15 protein-coding genes are annotated in these 24,875 nt (G+C 72.6%); 11 read left to right on the top strand and 4 right to left on the bottom strand.

The annotated features are described in order from the left end of the window. Positions 1 to 240 precede the first annotated feature (240 nt). From ACZ4O3_RS42170 to ACZ4O3_RS42140, 7 genes are all read left to right on the top strand, one after another. On the top strand, positions 241 to 5,259 hold the full coding sequence (locus ACZ4O3_RS42170) for an amino acid adenylation domain-containing protein (protein ID WP_467727663.1): 5,019 nt from the start codon (positions 241 to 243) through the stop codon (positions 5,257 to 5,259). Further along, positions 5,256 to 6,518, top strand: a complete 1,263-nt coding sequence (locus tag ACZ4O3_RS42165) for a condensation domain-containing protein (RefSeq protein ID WP_467727661.1) — start codon at positions 5,256 to 5,258, stop codon at positions 6,516 to 6,518. The genes ACZ4O3_RS42170 and ACZ4O3_RS42165 overlap by 4 nt, the downstream gene beginning before the upstream one ends. A gap of 79 nt (positions 6,519 to 6,597) precedes the next feature. Further along, positions 6,598 to 7,806, top strand: coding sequence for a cytochrome P450 (locus ACZ4O3_RS42160; protein WP_467727659.1), 1,209 nt, complete (start codon positions 6,598 to 6,600; stop codon positions 7,804 to 7,806). Between the two features lie 288 nt (positions 7,807 to 8,094). Beyond that, the gene (locus tag ACZ4O3_RS42155) at positions 8,095 to 9,093 is read left to right on the top strand and encodes an alpha/beta fold hydrolase (RefSeq protein WP_467727658.1); all 999 of its coding nucleotides are present in this window, start codon (positions 8,095 to 8,097) and stop codon (positions 9,091 to 9,093) included. 14 nt (positions 9,094 to 9,107) lie between these two features. Continuing rightward, a complete protein-coding gene (locus ACZ4O3_RS42150; protein WP_467727657.1) occupies positions 9,108 to 9,587 on the top strand; it encodes a cupin domain-containing protein in 480 nt (159 codons plus the stop codon). Between the two features lie 292 nt (positions 9,588 to 9,879). Further along, positions 9,880 to 10,671, top strand: a complete 792-nt coding sequence (locus tag ACZ4O3_RS42145; RefSeq protein ID WP_467727655.1) for an SDR family NAD(P)-dependent oxidoreductase — start codon at positions 9,880 to 9,882, stop codon at positions 10,669 to 10,671. A 31-nt stretch (positions 10,672 to 10,702) separates the two neighbouring features. Next, positions 10,703 to 11,173, top strand: coding sequence for an N-acetylmuramic acid 6-phosphate etherase family protein (locus ACZ4O3_RS42140; RefSeq protein ID WP_467727653.1), 471 nt, complete (start codon positions 10,703 to 10,705; stop codon positions 11,171 to 11,173). On the opposite strand, the gene ACZ4O3_RS42135 is transcribed toward ACZ4O3_RS42140, so the two are convergent. The 3 genes from ACZ4O3_RS42135 to ACZ4O3_RS42125 all read right to left on the bottom strand — a co-directional run bounded on the left by ACZ4O3_RS42135 (position 11,124) and on the right by ACZ4O3_RS42125 (position 12,541). After that, a complete protein-coding gene (locus ACZ4O3_RS42135) occupies positions 11,124 to 11,327 on the bottom strand; it encodes a cold-shock protein (RefSeq protein ID WP_467727651.1) in 204 nt (67 codons plus the stop codon). The two genes, ACZ4O3_RS42140 and ACZ4O3_RS42135, sit on opposite strands and share 50 nt — an antisense overlap. A gap of 189 nt (positions 11,328 to 11,516) precedes the next feature. Then, positions 11,517 to 12,188 (bottom strand): nucleotidyl transferase AbiEii/AbiGii toxin family protein, encoded by a 672-nt coding sequence (locus ACZ4O3_RS42130; RefSeq protein WP_467727649.1) that lies wholly within the window; start codon positions 12,186 to 12,188, stop codon positions 11,517 to 11,519. Then, positions 12,185 to 12,541 carry a hypothetical protein gene (locus tag ACZ4O3_RS42125; protein WP_467727647.1) on the bottom strand — a complete coding sequence of 119 codons (357 nt, stop codon included), beginning with the start codon at positions 12,539 to 12,541 and terminating at the stop codon, positions 12,185 to 12,187. The genes ACZ4O3_RS42130 and ACZ4O3_RS42125 overlap by 4 nt, the downstream gene beginning before the upstream one ends. A 385-nt stretch (positions 12,542 to 12,926) precedes the next feature. On the opposite strand from ACZ4O3_RS42125, the gene ACZ4O3_RS42120 reads away from it, so the two are divergent. The 4 genes from ACZ4O3_RS42120 (at position 12,927) to ACZ4O3_RS42105 (ending at position 16,684) form a co-directional block, all read left to right on the top strand. Further along, on the top strand, positions 12,927 to 13,589 hold the full coding sequence (locus ACZ4O3_RS42120) for a hydrolase (protein WP_467727646.1): 663 nt from the start codon (positions 12,927 to 12,929) through the stop codon (positions 13,587 to 13,589). Positions 13,590 to 13,638: 49 nt separating this feature from the next. Beyond that, on the top strand, positions 13,639 to 14,208 hold the full coding sequence (locus ACZ4O3_RS42115) for a DoxX family protein (RefSeq protein WP_467727687.1): 570 nt from the start codon (positions 13,639 to 13,641) through the stop codon (positions 14,206 to 14,208). 84 nt (positions 14,209 to 14,292) lie between these two features. Next, positions 14,293 to 15,987, top strand: coding sequence for an MFS transporter (locus ACZ4O3_RS42110; RefSeq protein ID WP_467727645.1), 1,695 nt, complete (start codon positions 14,293 to 14,295; stop codon positions 15,985 to 15,987). 430 nt (positions 15,988 to 16,417) lie between these two features. Continuing rightward, complete coding sequence (locus ACZ4O3_RS42105; protein ID WP_467727643.1) at positions 16,418 to 16,684, top strand: hypothetical protein; 267 nt, start codon at positions 16,418 to 16,420, stop codon at positions 16,682 to 16,684. 110 nt (positions 16,685 to 16,794) lie between these two features. Here ACZ4O3_RS42105 and ACZ4O3_RS42100 read toward each other — a convergent pair whose 3' ends face one another. Next, the gene (locus tag ACZ4O3_RS42100; protein ID WP_467727641.1) at positions 16,795 to 24,768 is read right to left on the bottom strand and encodes a hypothetical protein; all 7,974 of its coding nucleotides are present in this window, start codon (positions 24,766 to 24,768) and stop codon (positions 16,795 to 16,797) included. Positions 24,769 to 24,875: the final 107 nt, after the last annotated feature.

Genomic DNA, 24,875 nt, shown 5'->3' with positions numbered 1-24,875 from the left:
GCCCGCCGTACCGGCCGCAGGCCCGATCGGGCAGTGCGCTGACGGACAACGTCACGTGCGCTGACCGCGATCTCGGCCTGGACGGCCGGGGCTAGCGTCGTGGAGAACCCGTCGCAACGCGGCTCCCCGTGCGTCTCGTCGGCACCCCGGTCGACACTCCACCCGCATGCCATGCGGCGTTGCATGAACCTCACAACCTGCGTCCCGCCGACAGACGGTCGACGCACGGGAGTACGACACATGCACACGTCGACACCTGACGCCGCCCACGCCCACCCCTACGACCGTCTCCTCGACAGCCTTCGTGGCGCCGCGCCCTGGGCCACGGGCCGGACGGACACCGCGCCTCGGCCCGTCCACCAACCCGAGGACAGCGTGACGACCGAATGGGAGTCGGTGGGCGCCCTCGTCGCACGGCGGTGCGCGTCCGCCCCCTCGGACGTAGCCCTTCACACCGACGACGGCGACCTCACCTACGGGCAACTCGACGCCCGGGCGGACGCCACCGCCACCGCACTCCGGCGAGCCGGTATCGGCAAGGGGGACATCGTCGCCCTCGTCTTCGAGCGGAGCACGGAGTTCGTGGTCGCGGTGCTCGCCGTGTGGCGCGCCGGAGCCGCCTATCTGCCCCTCGCCCCCGGCCATCCCGAGGCATGGCTGAGCGAAGCGGCGCACCGGGCGAAGGTCTCCCTCGTCCTCGGCCGGCCGATCCCCGGCCATCCGAGCCTTCAGGACGTGCCCGACCAGGCCGGCCCCGTGCCGGACGTCAACGCCCCCGGCGACCTGGCGTACGTGATCGCCACGTCCGGGTCGACCGGCACGCCGAAGTTCGTCATGATCGAGCACCGCGGACTGGCCCATCTCGCCCGGGCCCAGCGGGCGTTCTTCGGCCCGCTGTCCTCGCACACCCGCGTGCTGCAATTCGCGCACCCCTCCTTCGACGCCGCCCTGTTCGACGTCGTGCTGGCGCTCACGAACGGCGTCCGCCTCGACATCCCCGACGTGTCGGTCCACTCCGGCGAGCCCCTCGCCCGCGTGCTCACCGATCGGCGCATCACGCACGCCGTCCTGCCCGCGGCGGTGCTCCGTACCCTCACGCCGGGCGGATTCCCCGACCTGGAGGTGCTGATCAGCATGGGTGACGCCTGCCTTCCCGAGACGGCCCGCAGCTGGGCCCCCCACCTCCGCTTCGTCAACGGCTACGGCCCCACGGAGACCACGATCTGCACGACCCTGCACACGGTGACCGGCGCCGAAGGCCCCCGCGTACCGATCGGCCGGCCGATCGCCGGTACCCGCGTCCTCGTACTCGACGACGACCGGCGACCGGCGCCGCCCGGCTCGGCGGGCGAGATCTGCATCGGCGGCCCCGGCGTCGGACCGGGTTACCTGGGCGATCCCGAGCTGACCGACCGGCAGTTCGTCGAGGACCCCGGCGCGGGCCGGCTCTACCGGACCGGCGACCTCGGACGGCTGCGTCCCGACGGAACCCTTGAGTTCCTCGGCCGGGCGGACGACCAGGTGAAGGTGCGCGGCGCGCGGATCGAGCTCGGGCAGGTGACGGCGGCGCTCGCCGCGCGACCCGGTGTCCGTGACGGGCTCGTCCTCGTCGACCGGGCCGGGGAGCCGCGGCTGCTCGGATACGTGATCGGTGACGTGGATCCCGCGTCGCTGCGCGAGTCGCTGGCCCGCGAGCTCCCCGGGTACATGGTGCCCGACCGGATCACCGTGCTGGAGCGCTGGCCGCTCACGGTGAACGGCAAGGTCGACCGGGACGCGCTGCCCCACCCCGGCCCGGCGACCGGGCGGGCACGCGGGCCGCGCGACGCGACCGAGGCCACGGTGATCGAGGTGGCCGCCGAACTGCTCGGTGTCGACGCACAGCTCGTCGGCGTGGACGACGACCTGTCGTGGTGGGGCGGCAACTCGCTCTTCGCCACCCAGCTGGTGGCACGCCTGCGGACCCGGCTCGGGGCGGAGGTCCCCCTGAGCACCGTCCTGGAACGCGCCACACCGGCCGCCATCGCGGCCGGCGTCGAGGAACACGCCCGGGACCTCGGCCCGCGGCGCGGTGGCCTCCCGCCGGAACCGTCCTTCGCGCAGCGTCGCGTGTGGCTGATGGAGGCGGTCAGCCCCGATGCGCGTGCCTACGTCAGCCAGTCGGTGTTCCGGCTGAGCGGCCGCCTCTCGCCGGCCGCCCTCGAAGCGAGCCTCACCGCGATCGTCCGCGCCCAGGACACGCTGCGCAGCCGGTTCCTGGTGGACGACGGCGAGTTGACCTGCGTACTCGACGATCCGTGGCCGGTGCGGCTGGAGGTCTCGGACTTCACCGGGCGGGCCGACCAGGCGGCGGCGGTCGGCGACGCCGTACGGGAGCTGGTGGAGACGCCGTTCGACCTGGCCGTGGAACCTCCTTTTCGCTGGGCGCTGTTGCGGCTGGCCGAGGACGAGCACGTCTTCGTGCACATCGAGCACCATGTGATCCACGACGGGTGGTCCCTGCGTCGCTTCGTACGCGACCTCCTCGACGGATATGCCGAGTACCTGACGCACGGCGCGGTGACGCGTGACGCGCCACCGGTGAGCTACTACGACTACGCGCGGTGGCAGAAGGAATGGCTCTCGTCCCCGCAGGCCGCCCGGCAACGGGAGTTCTGGCGGACGGAACTGGCCGGAGCACAGACCGTGCTGCGCCTGCCGCGGCGCGTCGCGACACACACCACGCGGTTCCTGGGCCGGGCGCCGCGCACCGAGATCGACGCGGACCTGGCCCGACGCCTCTCCGACCTGGCCGACCGGTGCGGCACGACCCTCTACATCACCCTGCTCAGCGCCTTCTTCGTGCTGCTGCACGCCTACACCGGCTCACGGGACCTGCTCGTCGGATCGGCCGTCGCCAACCGCCGCTGGCGGCAGACCGAGGACGTGCTCGGCATGTTCGTCAACATGGTCGTCTTCCGGGGCCGCCTCGACGAAGGGTGCACGTTCCTCGACGTCCTGGAACAGACACGGGAACGGTCCCGGAAGGTCTACGAGCACCAGGAACTGCCCTACGACCAGATCTTCGAGGCATCCCCCGCGGCCCACGGCGACAGCGCCCGCCCCCTGACGCAGGCGGTGTTCAGCTTCCACGACTCCCCGCTCGGCCCGCTGCGCCCGACGTCCCTGGGCGTCGACCTCATCGAGGGCCTCGGCAACGGGTCCGCGAAATTCGACATCTCGGTCGTCGGGGTCCCGCGCTACGCCGAGCCGGGGCGCATCGCGCAGCTCGCGGGCGGCCTGGTGACCGTGCCCGCCTCCGGTGAGCGCGTGCTGCCCAGTTCACGGGACGCCCTGGAAGGCATCACGCTGGCGTGGGAGTTCGACACCGATCTCTTCGACGACGTGTTCTGCACCCACATGCCGAAGGTGTACGAGAGACTGCTGCGCGCCGTCGTGGACGAGCCCCGGGCCCCGATCGCCCGCCTCGACCTCGTCGCCGACACCACCCGCGAGGAGCTGCTGCGATGGGGGCGGGGGCCCACGGTCGAGCCCGCGGCCCGGTGGTTGCCGCACCTCGTCGGCCGGTGGGCACGCCAGACGCCGGACGCGCCCGCGGTCACCGGTCCCGCTCCGCTGACGTACGCCGAACTCGACGCCTGCTCCGACCGGGTGGCCCTGCATCTGCGGGCCGCCGGCCTGGGGGCGGGCGATGTCGTGGCCGTACGGGTGCCCCTGTCGGGTGACCTCGTCGTCGCCCAGCTCGCGGTGATGAAGTCGGGGGCCGCCTTCCTCCCGTCGGACCCGGATGATCCGGTGTCCCGGCTGGCCGCGCTCATGGCCGACTGCAAAGCGCGGGTACTCCTCACCACCGAGGCCCTGGCCCGTGAGGCCGTACCCGAGGGCGTGCGCACCGTCGTCCTCGAGGCGGTCGCCGACCACGACGGCCCGATCCCACCAGGGCAGGGATCGGACGCCTGCTACGTGATGTACACCTCCGGCAGCGGCGGCGTACCGAAGGGCGTCGTCGTCGAGCATCAGCACGTCACCTCCCGGTTCGCCGACCCCGAGGTGGCCGGCTTCCGGCCGGGTGACAGCTGTCTCGCCCTGGCCTCTCCAGGATTCGACATCTGCGTCCTTGAGGTGTGGGGGACACTCGTCCACGGCGCGAGCGTGCGCTTCCTGCCCCGCCCCTGGTCCCTGTCCGACCTGGCGCGCGCCCTGACCTCGCCCCGGGTCAGCCATGCCACCTTGTCCACGGCCGTCTTCAACACCGTCGTCGCGGAGTTCCCCGAGGCGGTCCACGGACTACGGCATCTCGGTGCCGGCGGTGACGTCATGGCCGTGGAAGCCGCCCTGCGGCTGCGTGCCACGGCCCCCGGGAACGCGACGAACTACTACGGGCCGACCGAGACCACCGTCATGGTCACCGCCATGCCCCTCAAGGACTGGCACTTCGGGACCCAGCCGCGCGTGCCGATCGGGCGGCCGCTGCCCAACACCCTGGTCTACGTGGTGGACGACGACCTGAGGCTGGTTCCGCCGGGCGCCGTCGGGGAGATCTGCGTCGGCGGACCGGGCGTCGCCCGCGGGTACACCCGGCCGTCCGACGCGTTCGTGCCGAATCCGTTCGCCGAAGGACGCCTGTACCGCACCGGTGACCGGGGCCGCTGGCTCGACGGCGGCGTGCTGGACTTCGTGGGCCGCGACGACGAACAGGTCAAGATCCGGGGCTTCCGGATCGAGCCCGCCGAGGCACGCGCGGCTCTCCTCGCCCTGCCCGCCGTGCACGACGCGGTCGTCCTGGCCGACCGCGGCCAGGACACGCTGGTGGCCCACGTCATGAGCCCGCGGACCGGAAGCGACATCAAGCACGCGCTGGCCAGGATCCTGCCCCGGCATCTCGTGCCCGCGGCCGTGGTGACCCACAACTTCTTCCCTCTCAACGCGCAGGGAAAGGTGGACCTGCCCGCGCTGGCCGCGGTGCCGCGGCCGGAGCCGTCCGGGCCGCCCAGGCGGTGGCTCAACCCCCGGGAGGAGATGATCGCCTCCCTCGTCGCCGGGGTGTGCGGTGGTTGGCCGGGCGCCGACGAGAACTTCTTCGACGCCGGGATGCACTCGCTGCAGGCGCTGCGGCTGGCCCTGCGCGCGTCGGCAGCGACGGGCCGGGACGTGGGACTCCCCCTCGTGCTCGCCCATCCCACGGTCCGAGGGCTCGCGGCCGCCGTCGCCTCGGCGCCCCCGGCGGCCGCCGGCATCCGCAGGCTGCCGCGGCCGTGACCCGTTTCCCCTTGTCGCCCGCGCAGAGACTGGTCCGCGCCCTGCACGACGCCGACCCCACGCGACAAAGGCAGAGCACCCGCCGGGTCTTCGACGTGCGGGGCCCGCTGGACCTGGAGGCGTTCGGCCGGGCCGTGGACGGGCTCGTCCGGCGGCACGAACCACTGCGGACCGTCTACCCCGGCGGTACCGGTCAGGTCGTCGAGGCCGAGGCGCCCCCCGTGCTGCGCGTGGGCGGGCGGCGCAGGCCGTGGGCGGGCTTCGACCTGGAGCGCGGACCGTTGCTGAGCATCACCGTCCAGCCGCTCGGCCCCGATCACCACGAGATCTCGTTCCACGTGCACCTCCTGGCGGCCGACGGCTGGTCCCTGGACGTGCTCTTCGACGAACTCGGCACGCTGTACCGGGCCGAGCGGCTGGGGATACCGGCGGATCTGCCACGCCTGACGGTCCAGTACGTCGACTGGGCGTCCTGGCACGCGGCGCGTGTCACCGCCGAGCGCCGCGCCGAGGTGGCGCGCTGGTGGCGCGCCGCCCTGGACGGCTACCCACGCCCCCGCCGCCGTCAGCCCACCGCCGTACCGCCGGAGGGAAGGCGCCGGGCCGTCACCCTGGACCCCGGCGCGATGTCGAAGATCCGCACCCGGGCCAACTCCCGCGGGCACACGGCGTTCATCCTGCTGGCCGCCGCCTGCGCGGTCGCCCTGACCTGCCGGGACCACGAGGACCGCCTCCTGCTCGGACTCGCGGTGGCCGATCGTGAGCATGTCGCCGTCGAGCGGGTACTGGGGTTCTTCGTCACCCTGACCGTCCTGCCGGTGGATCTGCGCGGCGACCCCTGTTTCTCCGCGTTGATGCGCCGCGTCACCGAGGCGACCGCCGCCGTGTACGCGCACCGCGACCTGTCGTTCCCGGACATCGTCGCCGACCCCGTGGCCGGACCCCCTACCCGGGGCGGCTCCGCTGTGCCGATGCCGGTGGTCTTCGCCCATCATCCGCCGGGCACGGCCGGCACCCTCTCGCTCGACGGCGGCGTCATCGCCGAACTCCCCGTCCTCGACACCGCGAAATTCCCTCTGACCCTGCGCGCCCAGGACACCGCCGACGGCGCCTGCGACATCTGGGCGGAGTACGACCCCTCACTCCACGGCGACGACGACATCGACGCGCTGCTCGCCAGGTACACGGCGGTTCTGTCAGCGGTGGTGACCGGCGCGGATCCGCGGGTCTCCGTACTGCGCTCCGGCACAGACGCCTGAGACGCCCGAGGCCGCGGGCGTCGATGCGCCCGTGGCCCGTCCTGCCCCCTGTCCCGACTGCCGAACGAGGCGAAGCCCTGTGCCCGAACCGGACGTGATCTCCTCCTACCCGCACGCGCGGGACCCGCGCCGCCCGCTGGACCCGCCCGCGGCCTACCTGCGCGCGCAGAGCGCCGACGCACTGCCGCGGGTCGGAATCTGGGACGGCGGCCGCCCCTGGCTGGTGACCCGCTACCAGGACGCCCTCCAGGCCCTGTCCGACCCGCGTCTCAGCGGCGACTTCCGGCTTCCTGGTTTCCCGCTCGCCTCGGCCTCCAACGCGGCCAAACTCACCGGGGTACTGCCCTACGCACAGCGGGCCAACGACGTCCACCGCGCCCAACGTGCCATGCTCATCGGCGAGTTCACCCCGAAGAAGATGGAAGCCAGACGCCCCCGCGTGCAGCGGATCGTCGACGAGACCCTCGACGCCCTGCTCCAAGCACCCCGCCCGGTCGACCTGATGTCGGCGTTCGCCGTGCCCGTGGCGGTCCGCGTGATCTGCGACGTGCTCGGGGTCGACGCCGAGGACGACCGGCGGATGCTGCACGACCTCTGCCGCACCGTGGCCTCGCACACCGCGGGAGCCGACGAGGCGGCCCGGAGCTGGCTGGCCCTCGCGTCGTACTTCCGGAACCTGGTGGAGACTCAACTGCACGAGCCGGGGCCGGGCCTGGTCGGCCAGGTGGTGGTCGCACGCGTGCGCTCCGGTGAGCTGAGCGCAGAGGACGCCGTGGCGATGACGCAGCTGCTGTTCCACGCCGGCCACGGCACGACCGCCTACATGATCGGTGTCGCGGTGGTGGCGCTGTTCTCGCACCCGGCCCAGCTGGCCGCCTTCCGCGCGACGGACGACCTCGCCCCGGCCGTGGCCGAACTGCTCCGCTACACCACGATCGCCCACAACGCGAGCCCGCGCGTCGCGACGGAGGACACCGTCATCGGCACCACCCTGGTCCGGGCCGGCGAAGGCGTCCTGATCCAGCTCGACGCCGCCGACCGCGACCCGTCGGCCTTCGCCGACCCGGATCGGCTCGACATCCGACGGACACCGTCGCGCAACCTCGCACTGGGGCACGGCCTGCACCACTGCCTGGGCCACGCGCTGGCCCACATCGAACAACAGGTGGCCCTCGGCACCCTGTTCAGGAGAATCCCCGGCCTGCGGCTCGCCGTCCCGGTACGGGAACTGCGGTTCAAGGACAACGAGAACCTGGTGGGCCCGCAAACGCTGCCGGTGACCTGGTAGCCGCAGGCCCCTGACGGCTGGTGGTACCCGAGCCGTACCACCCACTGGGGTACCACCCCGGTGCGATCCGACCACCACCGCGGGTTTCGTGGACCCATCGGATCAGCGCCGGCTGCTTCATCCGGGCGGCCGCTGTCGCTCATCGAATATTCCAGCTCACCGACCACCGGGTGACCGACGCCACCGGCGCCGCGATCGTCACCGAACGGCGCCCGCGCCGCATTCCTCTGACGCGTCGTCACCGACGGCGTCCCAGCCCCGCCGCCCCTTCCCCTCTTGGAGACATCAGTGCAGTTCCGTCTGTCCCGCTCCCGTGGCCTGGCGGCCGCGGCCCTCGCCCTCTCCGTCGGCCTCGGCACGGTCACCGTCACGGCCGCGGCCTCCGACACGCCGCCCGCCTCGTCCTCGTCGCCCGGCGAGCGGGTACCGGCCGGGTTCAGCGAGCACAAGGTCAAGGTCGCCGGCACCGGCATCGACTACGTGATCGGCGGCCACGGCCCCACCCTGGTCCTCATCCACGGCTACCCGCAGACCTGGTACGAGTGGCACGACATCATGCCCGCCCTGGCCAAGCACTACACGGTCATCGCACCCGACCTGCCCGGCGCCGGCAAGAGCGACGCCCCGGCATCCGGGTACGACAAGAAGACCATGGCCGCCGACCTGCACGCGCTCCTGGTGTCCATCGGCAAGGACAAGGACGTGAACGTCGTCGGCCACGACATCGGCACCATGGTCGCCTACGCGTACGCCGCCCAGTACCCGCACAGCGTGAAGAAGCTCGTGCTCAGCGAGGCCCCGATCCCGGACCAGGGCATCTACGACTTCCCGTCGCTGACCGCGCAGGGCCCCGGGGCGTGGCACTTCGGCTTCTTCTCCCTTCAGACCGGTCTGCCGGAGAGCCTGATCCAGGGCCGTGAGCTGACCTGGACCACCGGCTTCATGCGCGGCATCGCCGTGCACAAGGACGCCCTCACCCCCGACGACCTGAAGGTCTTCGCCTCCTACCTGAGCGACTACGCCCACCTGGAAGCGTCCTTCGCCTGGTTCCGGACCTTCCCGCAGGACATCTCCGACAACGAGCGGTTCCAGAAGAAGCCCCTGACCATGCCGGTGCTCGCGATCGGCGCCGACGGCAGCCTCGGCTCCTCGGTCGGCAAGCAGGTCCGCAAGTACGCCACCCACGTCACCCCGGTGGTCGTCCCCGACTCGGGCCACTGGATCTACGAGGAACACCCGAAGGAAATGACCCACCTGCTGCTGCACTTCCTCGGCACCTCCCGCTGACCTCAGGAGCGCACATGACCGACTTCTTCCCGACCTTCGGCCCGGCCCCCGAGCGTGCGCCGTTCTGGTTCCTCGGCGGGCAGGCCCGGATCCTGCTCCCCGGCACCGCGACCGACAGCAGGCTCAGCCTCATGGAGTTCGCCGATCCGATCGGCCACGCGCCCCCGCACCACGTCCACGAGGACGAGGAGGAGGTCTGGTTCGTCCTCGACGGCGAGGTGTCCTTCTTCGTCGGCGACCAGCGCCACGACCTCACGCCCGGACAGGTGGCCTACGGGCCGCGCGGGGTCCCGCACAGCTATCTGGTGCGCTCGCCCGAAGGCGCCCGGATCGCGGCCCTGTTCAGCCCGGCCGGCATCGAGGAGTACTTCAGGGACAACGGCACCGTGGTGGCCGAGGCCGGGGACCTGCCGCCCGAGTTCGACCTCGGGGCGGTCGTGGCCTCCGCCGAGGCATTCCACCTGCGGGTCACCGGGCCGCCGCCGACCCTGTGAGCCGAACCGAATGAGCGTGTAAGCCAATCGTTCCGCCGGGATCTGAACCCGCCTGCCCGGTCCGGCCCGGGCCGCGCGGACTCCGAGGGGATCGCTCAGCCCATCGGCGGCGGTGAGCGGGACGGCACCCGCTCACCGCCGCCCCGGGATGCGCCCGACACCACCGCGTTCTACCGTCGCGACGTGGGCTGCCCTGCCGAGAGCAGCCCCGCCGGACGTGCACCGGGACGGTGCCGCGACGGTTGCAGCTCAAGATGCCCGGACGACTTCTACCAGCCCAGGAGGCACTCCCATGAGCGCAGCACCCCGCCGCACCGTACTCGTCACCGGCTCCACCTCCGGCATCGGCGAAGCGATCGCCATCGCCTTCGCCCGCGACGGAGCCGAAGTCGTCGTCAACGGCCGTGACCCCCAGCGCACCAAGGACGCCGCCGAACGCGTCCATTCCGCCGCCGGCAACGGTGAGGTCCGCGCCGTCGCCGGCGACGTCGGCACCGCGGAAGGCGTCCGCGCCCTGACGGACGCCGTGCCGGACGTGGACGTCCTCGTCAACAACGCCGGCATCTTCGACGCGACACCCGCGTTCGAGATCACGGACGAGCAGTGGATCCGCTACTTCGAGACCAACGTCCTCAGCGGCATCCGGCTCACCCGCCACTACGCTCCCGGCATGGTGCGGCGCGGGTGGGGCCGCGTCGTCTTCATCAGCAGCGAGTCGGGCATCGCCATCCCCAGGGAAATGATCCACTACGGCGCCTCGAAGACCACGCAGCTTGCCGTCTCGCGCGGTTTCGCCCAGGAGACGGCCGGCACCGGCGTCACCGTCAACGCCGTCCTGCCGGGCCCCACCCTCACCCCCGGCGTCAGGGAGTTCATCGCCAGCCGCTTCGGCGACGACGTCCCCTTCGACGAGGCCGAACGCCGCTTCATCGCCGAGGAACGCCCCACCTCGCTCCTGGGACGGCTCATCCGCCCGGAAGAGATCGCCAACCTCGTCCACTACGTCGGCTCCGACGCCGCGTCCGCCACCACGGGCGGCGCCCTGCGCGTGGACGGTGGCGTGGTCAACGGCATCATCCCCTGACGTTGACAGACCGTCGTGCACGGTGGCCCCGGTGCGCGGACCACCGTGCGGTCTGCTCGGCCACCGCACTGTGGGCCTGAGCGCTCTGGGCACCAAAGCCCGCAACGCCCGGACGGCCGAGCTGAACCGGATGCCGGTCACCGAACTCCTCGCCGCCATGAACGCCGAGGACCGGACCGTCGCCCTCACCGTCCGCACGGCTCTGCCGCGGATCGCCGACGCCGTGGGCCTGATCACCGGCTCCCTGCGGCGCGGCGCCCGACTCATCCACCTCGGCGCGGCACCAACGGCAGGATCGGGCTGCTCGACGCCGTCGAGTGCCCCCCTTCCGCACGACCCCGGCCAGGTCCTCACCCTCCTCGCCGGCGGCCCGAACGCCTTCGCCGCCGTCGTCGAGGGCGCCGAGGAGGAGGGGCCGGCCGACGCCGGACCCCTCTTCCTGACGGAGCGCGTCAGCCGCGGACGATGTTCTCCGCCTGGGGGCCCTTCTGGCCCTGGGTGACGTCGAACGTGACGGGTTCGCCCTCGACCAGCTCGCGGTAGCCGTTGCCGGAGATGTTGGAGTAGTGGGCGAAGACGTCCGGGCCGCCCCCGTCCTGGGCGATGAAACCGAAGCCCTTCTCGGAGTTGAACCACTTCACGGTGCCGCCGGCCATGCTGCTCGTCCTTCGATCTTGCCGGAGGTGCCGGCCGGAGTGAATTGCGGCGCCCCACCTCTGCGGGAGGACGCCCGGCGTCTGTTGTACCCCACGCACGGCCGAGCCGTCCGGTCACCCATCCACGAGCCGCGCGCCGTATCCCGTGCGACCTCGGCGCGACGGCCGTCACACGGCCGCCGGCCTGCCTCAGAGGTCGTCCGGATCTGCCTCGCCGTGCAGGCGCGTGCCGATGTCGGCGGCCCAGCGCAGCGCCCACGTTCTGAGGGCGTCGATCTGGTCGGGTTGGAGGCCGTAGTCGGCGTAGTCCTGGTCGTCCCACCACTCCGCGCCGGCGAGGCGGTCGTGGAGGTCCTCCAGGCTGAAGGCGTATCGCGCGTGCCGCCGGCCCAGGTTCTCGAGCTCGGCCGTGGAACGGTGCCCGGAGGCGGCGTGGACGTCGATGAGGTCGCGGACGGCGCCCCGGTCGGCGAGTGCGCGCACCTTCGTTCCGATCACGTCGTCCAGCGCCAGTACGGGTCCGTACGGACTGGCCGCCGGCGGCTGCCAGAGGACTTCCTTCAGGACGTCGACCTCGCACTGCTCGCCGGTCGCCGCGTCGGTGGCGATGAGCCTGCCGGACAGCGCGCCGATCTCGATCTGTGCGACCTGCCAGCCCCGCTCGGTGAGTCCCTCGCTCACGACCTGGACGATCTCGCCGATCGGTGCCGGGTTCTCGGTGGCGACGTCGAGGTCCTGGGAGAGGCGGTCGACCAGGCCGTGCGCCTGGACCGCGTACCCGCCGGTGATCACCAGGGGGTAGGGCGTGCCGATGTCGAGGACGTCGGCCAGCAGGCGGCGGTGCAGTTCGGAGAGGTTCACGCGGCGGCGCGGCTCCGGTCCGTCGTCAGCTCGGGGAAGCCGCCCTCCCAGGCGTCGCGCAGCGGGCGGCCGATCAGCGTGCGCAGGACGGGCCACTGCGCGAGCAGCAGCTCACGGTTCAGGAAGGAGACCAGGTCCTCGCGCTGTCCCTCGGCCAGGACCGTGCGGTACAGGCTCATGCGCGAGCGGGGCTGGTCGAGCCCGTAGGCCCGTCGGCCCGACCAGACGACGTGCAGGGGGAGCTCCACGGTGCCGGTCGTCGGCCCGCCGAGCTCGTCCAGGGAGGCGGGCAGGCGGCGCACGTACTGTTCGCGCAGCATCTCGAAGGCGCTCGGCGTGGAGAGATCGGGCATGCGTCCAGTATTGCCTCTCCGGCGGCGCGACGACACGACGTCGGACGCACCGTACCTTCCCGCTCCGGCACATCGAGCTGATCACCGCCTCCTCCGGGAGGAGGGGCCGGGCCGGACTTCGGTGTCCCCCCTGACCGGCTCACCGCCGACCGCGGCGCACGGAACGGCAGTGCGTTGTCGGGACACGGCCAGTGCCCTGCCGGAACACCCGGGCACTTCGGCGCCGCATAGCCTGCGGCGAAGCGGCCGCGGGGCGCGAGTGCTTCGGGCCCTCCTACGGCGCGGACATCCCTCCCCTCACGGTTCGGACCGATCCCTCGGTTCAGGGCCGGCGTGGCAGGTGACGCCGTCCGCGATCGCGTCCCAGACGGAAAGGCTCACTCTCATGGTCGACATCGCCGAGGTCACCGCCGCCCCCAGCCCGGACCTGCTCACCCCGGACAACTGCGCGGTGCTGTTCGTGGACCACCAGCCGCAGATGTTCTTCGCCGCGGGCAGCGGCGACCGCACCGCCATCATCAACTCCGCCGTGGGACTGGCGAAGTCCGCGAAGGTGTTCGACGTGCCGGTCGTGCTGAGCACGGTGGCCGCCGAGTCCTTCTCCGGACCGATCATGCCGCAGCTGGCGGCCGTCTTCCCCGAGAAGAAGGTCATCGACCGCAGCACGATGAACGCCTGGGAGGACATCGCCTTCGTCGAGGCGGTCAAGGCGACCGGCCGCGGGAAACTTGTCATCGCCGGTCTGTGGACCGAGGTGTGCGTCGTCCTGCCGGTGCTCTCCGCCATGGCCCAGGGCTACGAGGTCTACGTGGTCACCGACGCGTCCGGCGGGGTCAGCCCGCAGGCCCACGAGCATGCCGTCCAGCGCATGGCGCGCAGTGGCGCGGTTCCGGTGACCTGGGTGCAGGTGCTGCTGGAGCTGCAACGCGACTGGGCTCGCACCGGCACGTACGCCGCGGTGGGCGACGTGGTCAAGGAGCACGGCGGCGCCTACGGCCTCGGGCTCCTCTACGCCCAGACGGTCATCGGCGCTCACGCGGCCGGCTGACCTGTTCGCCCAGGCCGTCGACGGCACGTCAGGAGAAGGCGGGAACGTGGTGGATACCGGACTGTTGGTGCTCCGGCTGGTGGCGGGGCTGCTCATCGCCGGGCATGGGGTGCAGAAGGTCAGCTTCCGGCTGGGGGGCAGCGGGCTGGCCGGTGGAACCGAGGAGTTCAGGAACGACGGCTTCCGAGGAGGCCGGCTCACCGCGCTCGCCGCGGGCGGCAGCCAGGTGGGCGGCGGCCTGTTCCTGGCGGCCGGTCTGCTCACGCCCCTGGCGGCCATGGCCGCGATGGGGGTGATGACGGTCGCGAGCACCGTCAAGTGGCACAAGGGGCTCTGGGCGCAGAACGACGGCTACGAGTACCCGCTGTTCCTCGTGGCCGTCTCCGCGGTGCTGGCGCTCACCGGTCCCGGGCGCTGGTCGGCCGACCATGTCGGCGGCTTGTGCCCGTGGCCTGTGTGGGTCTCCGTCGCGGCCATCGCGACCGGCCCGGCCGGCGGACTCCTCACGCGGGTGTTCCTGCGCCGCCCGCCGGGCCTGGCAGGGGGATCCCACAGCGCTTCGCCGACAGACCAGGGACGGGTCACCGCCGGACGACAGGGGCACACCTCCGCCCCCTGACGTGAGCACCTGCCGTACGAGTACGGCGCCTGACGCACGGCCGGATGCGCGGTCGCCCACGTCCCGAATCCGGTGGGGACCAGCATGACCTCCGCACTGTCACCGAAAGGCCGCCCCGAGCGGGATTCGCCCTGGGCCCCGCTCGCGGCGCGCGTCTTCCGCGCGCTGTGGATCGCGCAGCTGGTTTCCAACGTCGGCACCTGGATGCAGACGGTGGGAGCCCAGTGGCTGCTGGTCGGGCACGGCGCCGCGTTGCTGACGCTCGTCCAGACCGCCTCCAGCCTCCCCGTCGTACTGCTGGCTCTGCCCTCGGGGGTGCTGGCCGACCGCTACGACCGTCGTACGGTGCTGCTGCTCGCCCAGTCGGCCATGTTCGTGGTCTCCACCACGCTGACCGTCCTGGCGTTCGCGGACGAGCTGGGCCCGGAGCTGCTGCTCGGCCTGACCTTCCTGCTGGGATGCGGCACCGCGCTGATGGGCCCGGCCTGGCAGGCGATCCAGCCGGAACTCGTGGAGCGCCGCCAGCTGGGGCAGGCCGCCGCGCTCGGCGCCGTGAACATGAACCTCGCGCGCGCCCTGGGGCCGGCGGTCGGCGGAGCGGTGGTCGCGGCGGCGGGCACGGGCTGGGTGTTCGCCTTCAACACCGTGTCCTACCTCGGTGTCGCCACCGTCCTCGCGCTCTGGCGGGGCTCCCGGACCTCAGCGTCCCCGGGGCCGGGCGAGAAGCTCCTGACGGCTCTTCAGGCGGGCCGCCGCTACGTGTGGTACGCGCCCGGAGTTCGCCGAGTCCTGTTGCGCACGCTGCTGTTCGTACCCGGCGGTGCCGCGCTGTGGTCACTGCTTCCCCTGGTCGCGAGCCGTTCTCTGGGGCTCGGCTCGGGAGGGTACGGACTGCTGCTCGGCGCGGTCGGTGCCGGAGCCGTCGGCGGGGCCCTCGTACTGCCGGCCCTCCGGCGGGCTCTCGGTACCAACGGCACGCTGGCCGCCGGCGCCCTCGTCTTCGCCCTCTCGCTCGCGGCGCTGGCCGTCACCCGGCTCCCCTGGCTCGCGGCGGGCGCGCTGCTGCCCGCCGGGCTGGCCTGGATCGGTGTGCTGTCCACCCTGAACGCGGCTCTCCAGACGCGGCTGCCCGGCTGGGTCAGGGCCCGGGGATTCGCCGTCTACCTCCTGGTCTTCCAGGGCGGGCAGGCGCTGGCAGCACCCCTGTGGGGCGCGCTGGCCGATGCGGCGGGCCTGACCGTCTCGCTCCTGACCGCCGGTGGACTGCTCGTGGCCGGCGCGGTGACCGTACGTCGCTGGCCTCTGCACGGCACGGACAGCATCGATCCGACTCCGTCCGACCACTGGCCGGTTCCGCCCCTGCTGTTCGAGCCCGGACCTGCCGACGGCCCGGTACTGGTCTCCGTCGTCTACCGGGTCGGCTCCGGGAACAGGGCCGCTTTCACGGGCTGCATGGACGATGTCGCGCGCTCACGGCGCCGCACGGGAGCCCTGGTCTGGGGTCTCTACCAGGACGGCAACGATCCGGACCGGTTCGTCGAGAACTACCTGGTCTCCTCCTGGGCGGAGCACCTCGCCCAGCACCACGGCCGGACAACCGCCACCGACCGCCGTCACGAGGAACGGGCCCGCGGACTGCTGGTGGCGGGCACCGTCCCGGAGGTGACCCATGCCTTCGACGCCGCCGGAGGTCCTGTCGTACCGGAGACCCGGGCGGAGACCGGCGCCACCGCCACCGCAGGCGTCCAGCCCGGTGCCCCGCTCGGTGACACGCCGTAGTGAACACCGCGTGATCCCAAAGGCTGACGCGGCTGCGACGGCGGTCTCGTCCGCCGGCAGCTCGGCGTCGGGAGTCGGTGCCGGCCTTCGTGCCCGACCCGGTGAACCTCGTCTGCCGCGGACGGTCGAGGTCATTCACGGGCTTCTCCTGAACACGCGCGGACCCGGGGGCCTCAGGTCTGCCCAGGCTGCATAACGAGAGGGTACAGATCCTCCGGGTTATATTAGCCATTTTATGCCGCTATAAGACTTGAAAGAGGGTGACACTGAGGGTCGAGCTCGCATTGATCTTCTTTCGCTTCTACTTAACATGTAGGTAAGTGATTGATCGTGCGCTCCCCTGCGAGGGCACCCGTCATGCAGGAGCGACCGTTCGACGCGGCACGCCGTCGGCGCGTGCCGCACGAAGCGCCGAGGTGGGGACAGATCCATGTATCCGATGCCGGTCCGCTACAGGAACGAGGACAAGGTCGGCCATCTGCTGAAGTGGGCCGCCGGGTGGGAGGACGAGTCCCCCGGTGAGAGCCTGTGGTCGTACTCCCTCAGGCTCGGGGGTTCCCACGCCCTGCTCAACGGATGGCTGAAGAACCCGAAGCTCCTGTCCGCCCTGACGTACGAGGAGCGGAAATTGCTGGACGAGGCCCGTCGCAGAGCGAGCAACGCCCGACGGCGCACGCTCGCCCCGACGGGCGCATGAGGCGGCGGCGGACGACACCCTCGCGCCGCACACCCGCGCCACGGCAGCACACCGCGACACACTCCCGGGCCACGCGTCCGTCTCTCCCCCCTCGCGGCCCGCGCCCGCGATCAGTGGTGGCCGCCGCCCGCGAGGCCGTGCTCGGGGGCCGGACGCTTGCCCTCCCTGACGGCCCGTCGCCTGGCGTCGTCCGACAGGGGGACATCGGCCGGCGTCGCGTCTCTCCGCCTCGGCAGCGCGGCCAGGTAGGAGTCACCACGCCGGTAGACGACCATCGCGGGGCGGCCACCGGAGTCCTCCACGGTGTGGAGCACATGCGAGCCGTCCTCCTCCACCACGATCAGGTGACGCCGTACGGCACGCGCGGCCAGAGCGGCCGCCATGGCCGCTGTCCGCGCGTCCCACCTGCGCGCCATCACCAGCGTGGTCGCGAGCAGGGCGCGCGTCTGCTCCGCGGTGAGCGCCCCTCTCACCTCCTCGGGCAGACGGCCCCCGTCGCCGCGGATCCGCCGACGCAGTCCCGGGTCGCGGACGAAGGCGGCCGGCACCACCCTCTCCACCTCCTCGACACGGAACACCGCCCGCCGGTACAGATGCGGGTCCTGCACCAGGCCCGCGCCGGCCGCCCGCAGAGCCAGATCCATCGGGTCTCCGGTGCGCTCCCCCGCCAGGCCCACCGCCGCCCAGAAACCGTTGCCGTCGACGGGACGGCCGTCGCGGGCCGCGCCGCCGTCCGGTCCGGGACGCAGCAGGGCCCCCTGTGCGTCGACCCGCGGCAGGTGCAGGTCGTAGACGCGCGACCCGGCATCGGGGCCGGTCACGGTCAGCGTGCGGTGGTCGCCGGACGCGTCGAAGGACAGGCCGTCCTCGGCGATCCCGTCGCCGGGCCGTGGCCGCCACGGCGCGGTCGCGTACGCCTCGCGGGCGTCGGCGGGCGGCGCGTCCTTCCGGGCGGCCGGCGCGGATGCCTTGGCCGGGGCGGCCTTTGCCGCCTTCGCGGCCGTCGAGGGGAGCGCCGGTGCCTTGGGCGGGGTGAACGTCACCGGGGCCGGCTCGGTGGTGCCCTGACCGCGCAGCCGAGCCTGCTGGTCGGCGGTCAGCTGGTGCCAGGCGGTGTGGCGGTCGGCCGCCCGGCGCAGCCGGACGAGATCCTGGTGCAGGATCCGGCCGTGCTCGTGCAGAGCTCGCACGGTCTCGGCGACCGTCTCCACCGAAGCGCCCGCCTCGGCTTCGGCGGCCCGGGCCGCGGCGAGTTCGTCGGCAGCCGCCCGACGGGCCCGCTCCAACCGCTCCCGGGCCTCCTCGATGAGGGCACCGCGCAGCGAGGCCCAGCCCTCGTGCGCGGCCTCGGCATCGTCCTCGGCGTGCTCGCGCAGCAGTGTCACCAACGCGTCCTGCGCCTCCCTGACCGCCGGGAGCGCGTCCACGTCGCGCCGCTCGAGTTCGTCGAGGCGCGTACGTGCCTCGGTCAGCGCCGTCTCCCGCGCGGCCCCCTCGCCGAGCCGCAGGTCCCACAACGCCTTGTCCGAGGCGGCCAACGCGGCGCTCGCCTGCTGGACGGCGTCCCACGCCTGCCTGGCCGGGGCGGGATGGCTGGTGTCGGTGAGCAGCCCGAGCCGGCGGGCGACGTCCTCACGCACCCAGGCCAGGGCCACGGTGTCGGTCTCCATCGCCAGCGGCTCCCGCCGCGCCAGGTGGAAGGCGCCCCGGACGCGCGCCATCACGGCCCCGTCCTTCACGTCGTGCTGAGCCTGCGCGACACTCAGCCACCGAACCGGCAGGGCGAAGAGATAGGCACGCGGCTTGTTGTCCGGTTTCACGTTCACCGAGCCCTGCCCGTCGAGCGACAGCCCCGCGGACTTCGATTCGGCCGCCGGGACGCTCGCGTTGCCGCCCTCCTGGACCGAACCGCCCGCCGTCGGACCGGCCGGCCCGGCGTCCAGCCCGTGCTCCGAGGTGCCCGCGTGAGCGAACGTGGACGCATTGCCCTGGGCACTGTGGCGGGGACTCTCGAACTTCACGCCGTCCGCCACCGTCAGCAGCCGGGCTCCGGAGAAGTCCGGCCTGGAGTACAGGTCGAGACGGCCGCTGACGCCCCCGAAGAAGCCGCGCTCCTCCAGCCCGGCCACCTGGTAGCCGTCAGGCGTGAGGGTCTGCGCGAAGAAGGCCGTCAACGCCATGGCCGACGTGCCGGTCTCCAGACTCTCCCGCGCTCCGGTGCCGATCTTGGTGAGGGGCGTGTCCTGGGCCTTCGCGAACAGGCTCTCGTCGTCGATCTCGGCATCCCTCGGCAGCCTCAGGGTGGAGTCGTACGCGGCGCCCAGGGCGAGGATGTTCGCGGAGTGCAGCTCCTCCAGGCCGAGGAAGCCGCGGACCGCGAAGCCCTCCGCGGGCATCGTGAAGGGCCCGGCGCCCTCCGCGGCGTGTGCGACGTCGTGCCAGCCGCCGGCGCCCGTCACCGCCGGCACCGCCACCCGGCGGGTCCGGCCCGGCGGGACCAACTCGGTGGGAGCCAGCGGATCGTTCTCCCGGGCGGGATCGGGGCCGGGCCACATCAGGCTGAGCGGGAGGTGCCTGTGCAGGAACCCGCCCGGCTCCTGGATGGTGTGCGACGCGGCCTCAGCCGTGTCGTCGTCGGCGGAGATCCGCACGTCGATCCGCACGGCGTACTCCTGCGCGACCGCGGCGTGCAGGTGACCCGCATGGGTCACGATCGTCGCGAAGCCCGTGGACTCGCTCTGCGTCGCCGTGGTCGCCCACGCCGTGGAAGCCGTCTGCGTATAGGCGGGTCCCGCCGAGGTGACCGTGGCATTGCCGGTGGCGGCGCGTGCCGCCACGGTGAGGCCGATCGCCACACGTGCGCTCCGGCCACGACCGTGCTGCGCCGTCTCCGTCGCCTGAACCTGCTCCTCCAGTTCCACTCCGTGGTCCAGACCGTGGAAGTGGCGGTTCTCCGTAGGGATCAACTGCACCCGGAGATGCACCTCACGTGAACGGAGCCAGGTCCGGAGCGTCTCGGAACCCCAGCGGCCAAGCCGCGCGGGGATCGCCACGCCCGGCCCCGCCATCTCGTTGTTCAGGGCACGGATCACTCGCCCGGACACCAGCTGGCGCAGATGCTCGAAGTCGTCGTCCGGCAGGCCCAGCGGGCGAAGCACCTGATCGAGCCGGCTCATTGCGGCCGCGGGGTTGAGGGAGTTGGCCGGCCAGCCGCCGAACTGGACCTGGCGCAGCCACGGCAGCTCCGTCCATGCGTGTTCGTCGTAGCGGGGCACGCCGCCGTAGGCGTCGCGGACCAGTTCCAGCTCGTACGCGGCCTTGCCTGGAATGATGCCGACCCATCGCGACAGGCGCTTCTCGCCATAGGCGTCGGACAGCGTCGTGGGCACCAGGGCACCGTGCGTGCCCTTGCCGAGTCTGCTGGAGGCCGCCGCGTACGTGTGCTCCACCGGCGCGCTCACCACGACCTGGTAGCCGCCCACGTCCTTGCGGTTGATCGTCCAGGTGGCGTTCCGCTGGACGAACCCGGACGTCGTCGTGCTGAAGCGGGCCCCGAGCTGAAGACCGACGGTGGCGGCGACCCGGGTGTCCCTGTAGGACGTCAGCTGGTTGACGCGGACGCCGGCGTCCACCGTCCTGGTTCTGGTCTGACGTCCCGACGCCAGCTCCGACGCGCCGGCCGCCGCTTCGATCTCCATCTTCAGCGGCCGGCTGAGGGCGGTCAGACCCGGCAGGTCCGCGGTCGGCGCCTCGATCAGCCTGGTCCGGTAGGCGAGCCTGGTGGTGCGGTCGAGGTAAGGAGCCGCGGTGAGCAGGGTCCAGTGCCCGCCCAGGGGCGCGGAGGTCGCACCGAAGTTCGCGATCCGGCTCTCCAGCAGGACCGGCACCTCCGACTCCTTGCCGCCGTCCGCACCCCGCAGACGGAACTGCCAGGATCCGCCCGACGCCCGGTCCAGCACCGTCCGGGCCAGGTCGAGCAGTTGCGGCCCGTCCGTGACATCGAGCGTGGTGTGGGGGTGGCTCAGCACCGACCGTCGACCGTCCGCCGCGGAACCGGTGCCCTGCGCTGCCACCTGGTCCAGCCACGACCTGGTTCCCAACGCCATGGCGCGGGCGTCCGCGGCGGTCATGACCTCCGCCGGGTGCCGCACCACTCGTTCGAGGCCGACGGTACCGGTGTACTCGACCGGCACGCTGAGCACCACCTCCCCCCGCGCCGCGACCTCGTCGCCGCCCGGCGTCTGCGGCCCGAGGAGCGTCCTCTCCGGGTCCGCCGCGACGAACGCCTGCGTACCCAGGAGATAGCCGGAGGACAGACCGCGCATCCACTGCCGCGGGCGCCAGTGTCCGCTGCCCTCGACCGTGAACCGGACCTCGTAGCGGTACCAGTCCGCGCCACCCGTGGTGATCGAGGTGACTTCGTCCCCGCCCGAGAGGGCATAGCCGCTCTCCACCTGGGATCTTCGGCCGTAGCGCACGCCCGCGGCGGCCGTCTCCGCGTGCAGGGGCATGCCCGCGGTACCGGCCGTACCGTCCCGCAGGGACACCGCGCCTTCGACGCCGACCTGCCAGGAACGGCTGCTGCCACGCTGTCCGCTGATGCTGTCGCTGCCCGGCGCGCTGAAACGGCCGCGCTGTTGCGTACCCCGGCCGAGGTACTCCCCGCGATGAAGCGTCGCACGGACCGAAACGTCGACGTGCCTGCGTCCCAGGGGAGTCCACTGGGCCAGCGAGATCCGCAGCCCCGTGTCCAGCATCGAGCCCAGGTTCGACGCCAAGCTCTGATGGGAGAGCCGGTCGTACACCTCACGCGTGTTGTGCAGCACGGACAGGAAGTGATCGGTGCCGCGCCACCGGGGATTTCCGGGATACAGCTCGGCCGGCGGTGCCACCAGGCCGGGGTAGGCGCGGCCGAGGCGGCTCAGCACACTGTCGGCGAAGAACTCGGCCGGCCGCGCCCGACCGGGGTCACCCTGCGCCGGGGCAGCGTCCGGGAACCGCACCTCGTGCACCCGGCTCACCCCGAGCGAACGCTCCGTCACGAGCAGGGGGACCGGCGCCGGTCGCTGTTCGAGGGCGGGGATCCCGGCCAGACGCCGTACCTCACCCTCGGACAGCCGCACCAGCGCCCACACCCGACCGGTCTCGCTCCGCTGCTGCTGCGGCGCGTTCTTCCGCAAGGTCCGACGGCCTGAAACGCCCTCCGCCGGCTCGGCCCCCGCCCGCCCGTGCACCCGGGCGGGGGCCGACATCACAAGATCCTGCTCCAGCAGGTACAACGCGGTCGGGGTGCCCTTCCGCTGTGCGCCGACCTTGATCCCGGCTGCGTTGCCCAAAGCGGTGGTGCGGGACACGGACGCTCCGTAGCGGCCGTTGAGCCCCGCCTGCAGGCGCAGCGCGGCGCCCGTCGGAGCCGACACGTGGAAGCCGGGCCCGGCGGCCCCGCCGACCTCGACGCTGCGCGTCACTCCGGCCGCCCGCTCGCCGCGCACCGCCGACTGCGCGATGTCGCGGATCTCCGCGGCGGTCGTCATGTCGCCGATCCGCACCAGCCGGTGAGGCTCGACTTCCATCCGGAGCAGGCCCAGTGGGTCCCTGCCGTGTGCACCGCCGTACAGCACCGGACTCGTCACCGGCCCCATCAGCAGGGCACGCATGCTCTGCCGCAGAGCCGCGGGCGAGACGAGTTCGGCGACCTGCTCGGCTCCCTTCGCGCCGGCCTCCAGGCCCATCAACGCGAGGGCCGTGTCCGCGACGGGATCGACGAGGATGACGTCCTCGACACTCACCTCGTGGAAGCGGGTGGCGCTACCGGTGAGCTCGATGGTCTCCGGGAAGGCCGAGTCGGTCCCGGACTCCGCGGCGGTGAGCGAGTCCGCGAGGCGCAGGCTGAGGCCGTCCCGCACCGCGAACCGCAGCTGAGCGGACTCCCGGAGCGGCCCGTCCTCCGCGACCGGCCTTCCGTCCAGCCCGACGTGGCGGCCGGAGCCGTCCGTGATCCAGAACGCGTAGCCCAGCGCGTCCAGATGAACGTGCGAGCCGTCCGTACTGCGCGTCTCGGTCTGATTCATCACCTGGTGCTGAAGGGTGTGCCGTGCCGACTTGCCCCAGGCGATCTTGATGAAGCCGTGGAACCATCCGGCGGCGACGCCGCCGGCCGGGCCCAGGGCCGTGGACAGCCCCAAGCCCCACGCACTGCCGTTGACCCGGGAACGGCCGCCGCCTTGGAGGTACCGCTGCGCAGTGTCGATCTTGGTCGGGTTGTCCAGCCACCGCTCCGGCTCCCCGTACGGCAGTGCGGTCATCCAGAGCGTGCGCGCGTGCCCACGGACCGACTCGTAGGGGAACGATCTGGCGACGCCGACGAACTCTCTCGCGTCCCCGCCCAGAGCATGCAGCAGCTGACGCAGAAGGGGCGGTCCCTGGCGTGCCTCGAGCCCTTTGCCCGGCGCGGGCCGCACCTTGGCGTTCGGTTCGAGCCAGGCGGCCACCTCCCGCACGACCAGCTCGGCACCGCGTGCCTCGTGCCGGCCCGCACCGAGCACGAACGGCCGGGCCGCCTCGCGCCGGCCCGGACCGAGCGCGAGGCGTGAGGTCGTCTCACCCGTCATGTAGGCGGGCAGCCGGGAGCCGTCACTGAACGGGACCGCCCCGGTGGCATCCGGTGGCGGAGGCAGCTCGCGGTCGATACGCGGTGGCCGGCGCTGATCCAGGTCCGCGATCGACACCAGCCGGGACGCTTCGGCGGCGGCACGCACGGGGGACGGCCCGGACGCGCCGCCGGACGACGGCCCTTCCTGCGAGGTCACGGCCCGCGAACCACGCCCGGTGGACGAGGAGGCGTCCGTGCGGCCCGGCCCCGCGCCTCCGCGTACACCGCCGAACTCCACCCCCTTCAGACGCCGTGCCGTGGCTTCCGCCCGCGCTTTCATGTCCATGCGCGTGAAGGCCGCGCCCCGCGTGTGCTCCAGCGCCTGGACCGCCGCCCGCACGCGTTCCTCCGGGGCCTCGGCGGCACCGAGTTGTCCCAGGTGCTTGTTGACCCACTCCCGGAAATCCTCCGGAACGGCAGCGTCGCGGACGGCGATGATCGCGCGATCGGCCCCCGCGGCTTCCTTGGCCGCCGGCCGTCCGCCGCCGTCCGCGTCGCCCGTTTCGAGCACGACTCGGCTCTTCAGCCGGGCTGCGAGGTCCGGCACACGTGCGTCGAGGCTCCGCTCGAAGGCCGCACGGATCCGCTCGGCCCATACGGTGCTGGTCCGCAGGGTGCGTCCGAAGTGGGGCTGCCTCGCCACGGCGGCCGGACGATGGACGGTATAGGTCACTTCGGGCAGCGGCCGACCGGTCCGGCCCCTCTCCATGACCTCGTGCGCCACCTCGGCGGCCAGCGCGTCGATGCGCGCGATCTCGTCGGCTCCCGGCCTCGCTTTCAGCAGATCGAGTTCCAGGGCGAGCGGGCGCGGCACTTCAGTGGTCCCGGCAGGGCCGTCTGAGCCGCCAGGATGGCCATGCCGTGGGATCGCCGGTGCCGGAGGCGCCGACACATCCGTGATCGGGTGAGCCGCGCCCGCCGGCTCCGCGGCGGAGACGAACACGCGACGCGGGCCCGCGCTCGTCGCGGCGCCGAGGGTCCGCACACCACGGCGTGCCGAGGACTCCGCCGACGCCGTGTGTCTTCCCACCGCGGCGGAGGGCGTCGTGCCGCCGTGCGGGGACGGGATCTGGGTGGCGTGCGGGAGCGTCGTCGCACGATCGCCGACCGATGTGACACCAGTGGTGGAGGAGACGGCCGGTGTGGGGCGGCGGAGGACGGTCGTGATCCCGGCCAGGCCGCCTTCGGAGGCCGGTTCCCGAGGACCGACAGCGGCAGTGGCACGGACACCGGTGCCGGTGCCGGTGCCGGTGGGAGCGGTGTTCGGCCCGACGGCGGTGATGCCGGTGGCATGCGCTGCGGTGGCCCGAGCGTCGAAGCGCTGGACTACGTCGTGCAGGTGCAGTTCGTCCTTGGTGAGTGCGGGAGTCTCGGTGCCGAGGGACGCGCCCGGCCAGGCGCCGTCCTCGGGGGTGAGACGCCCGGGTTCCACCGGTCTGGTGGGGTGACCGGCCGTGGTGGTGCGGCCGGCTGCGGCTGTGGTGGTGCGGGTGGCTGGTGTGGTGGTGGTGTGGTTGCGGGTGGTGTTGAGTTCGTTGC

Source organism: Streptomyces sp. NPDC026515 (assembly GCF_055567595.1).
The sequence above is the reverse complement of the archived record's forward strand: the minus strand, read 5'-3'. Positions and strand labels throughout refer to the sequence as shown.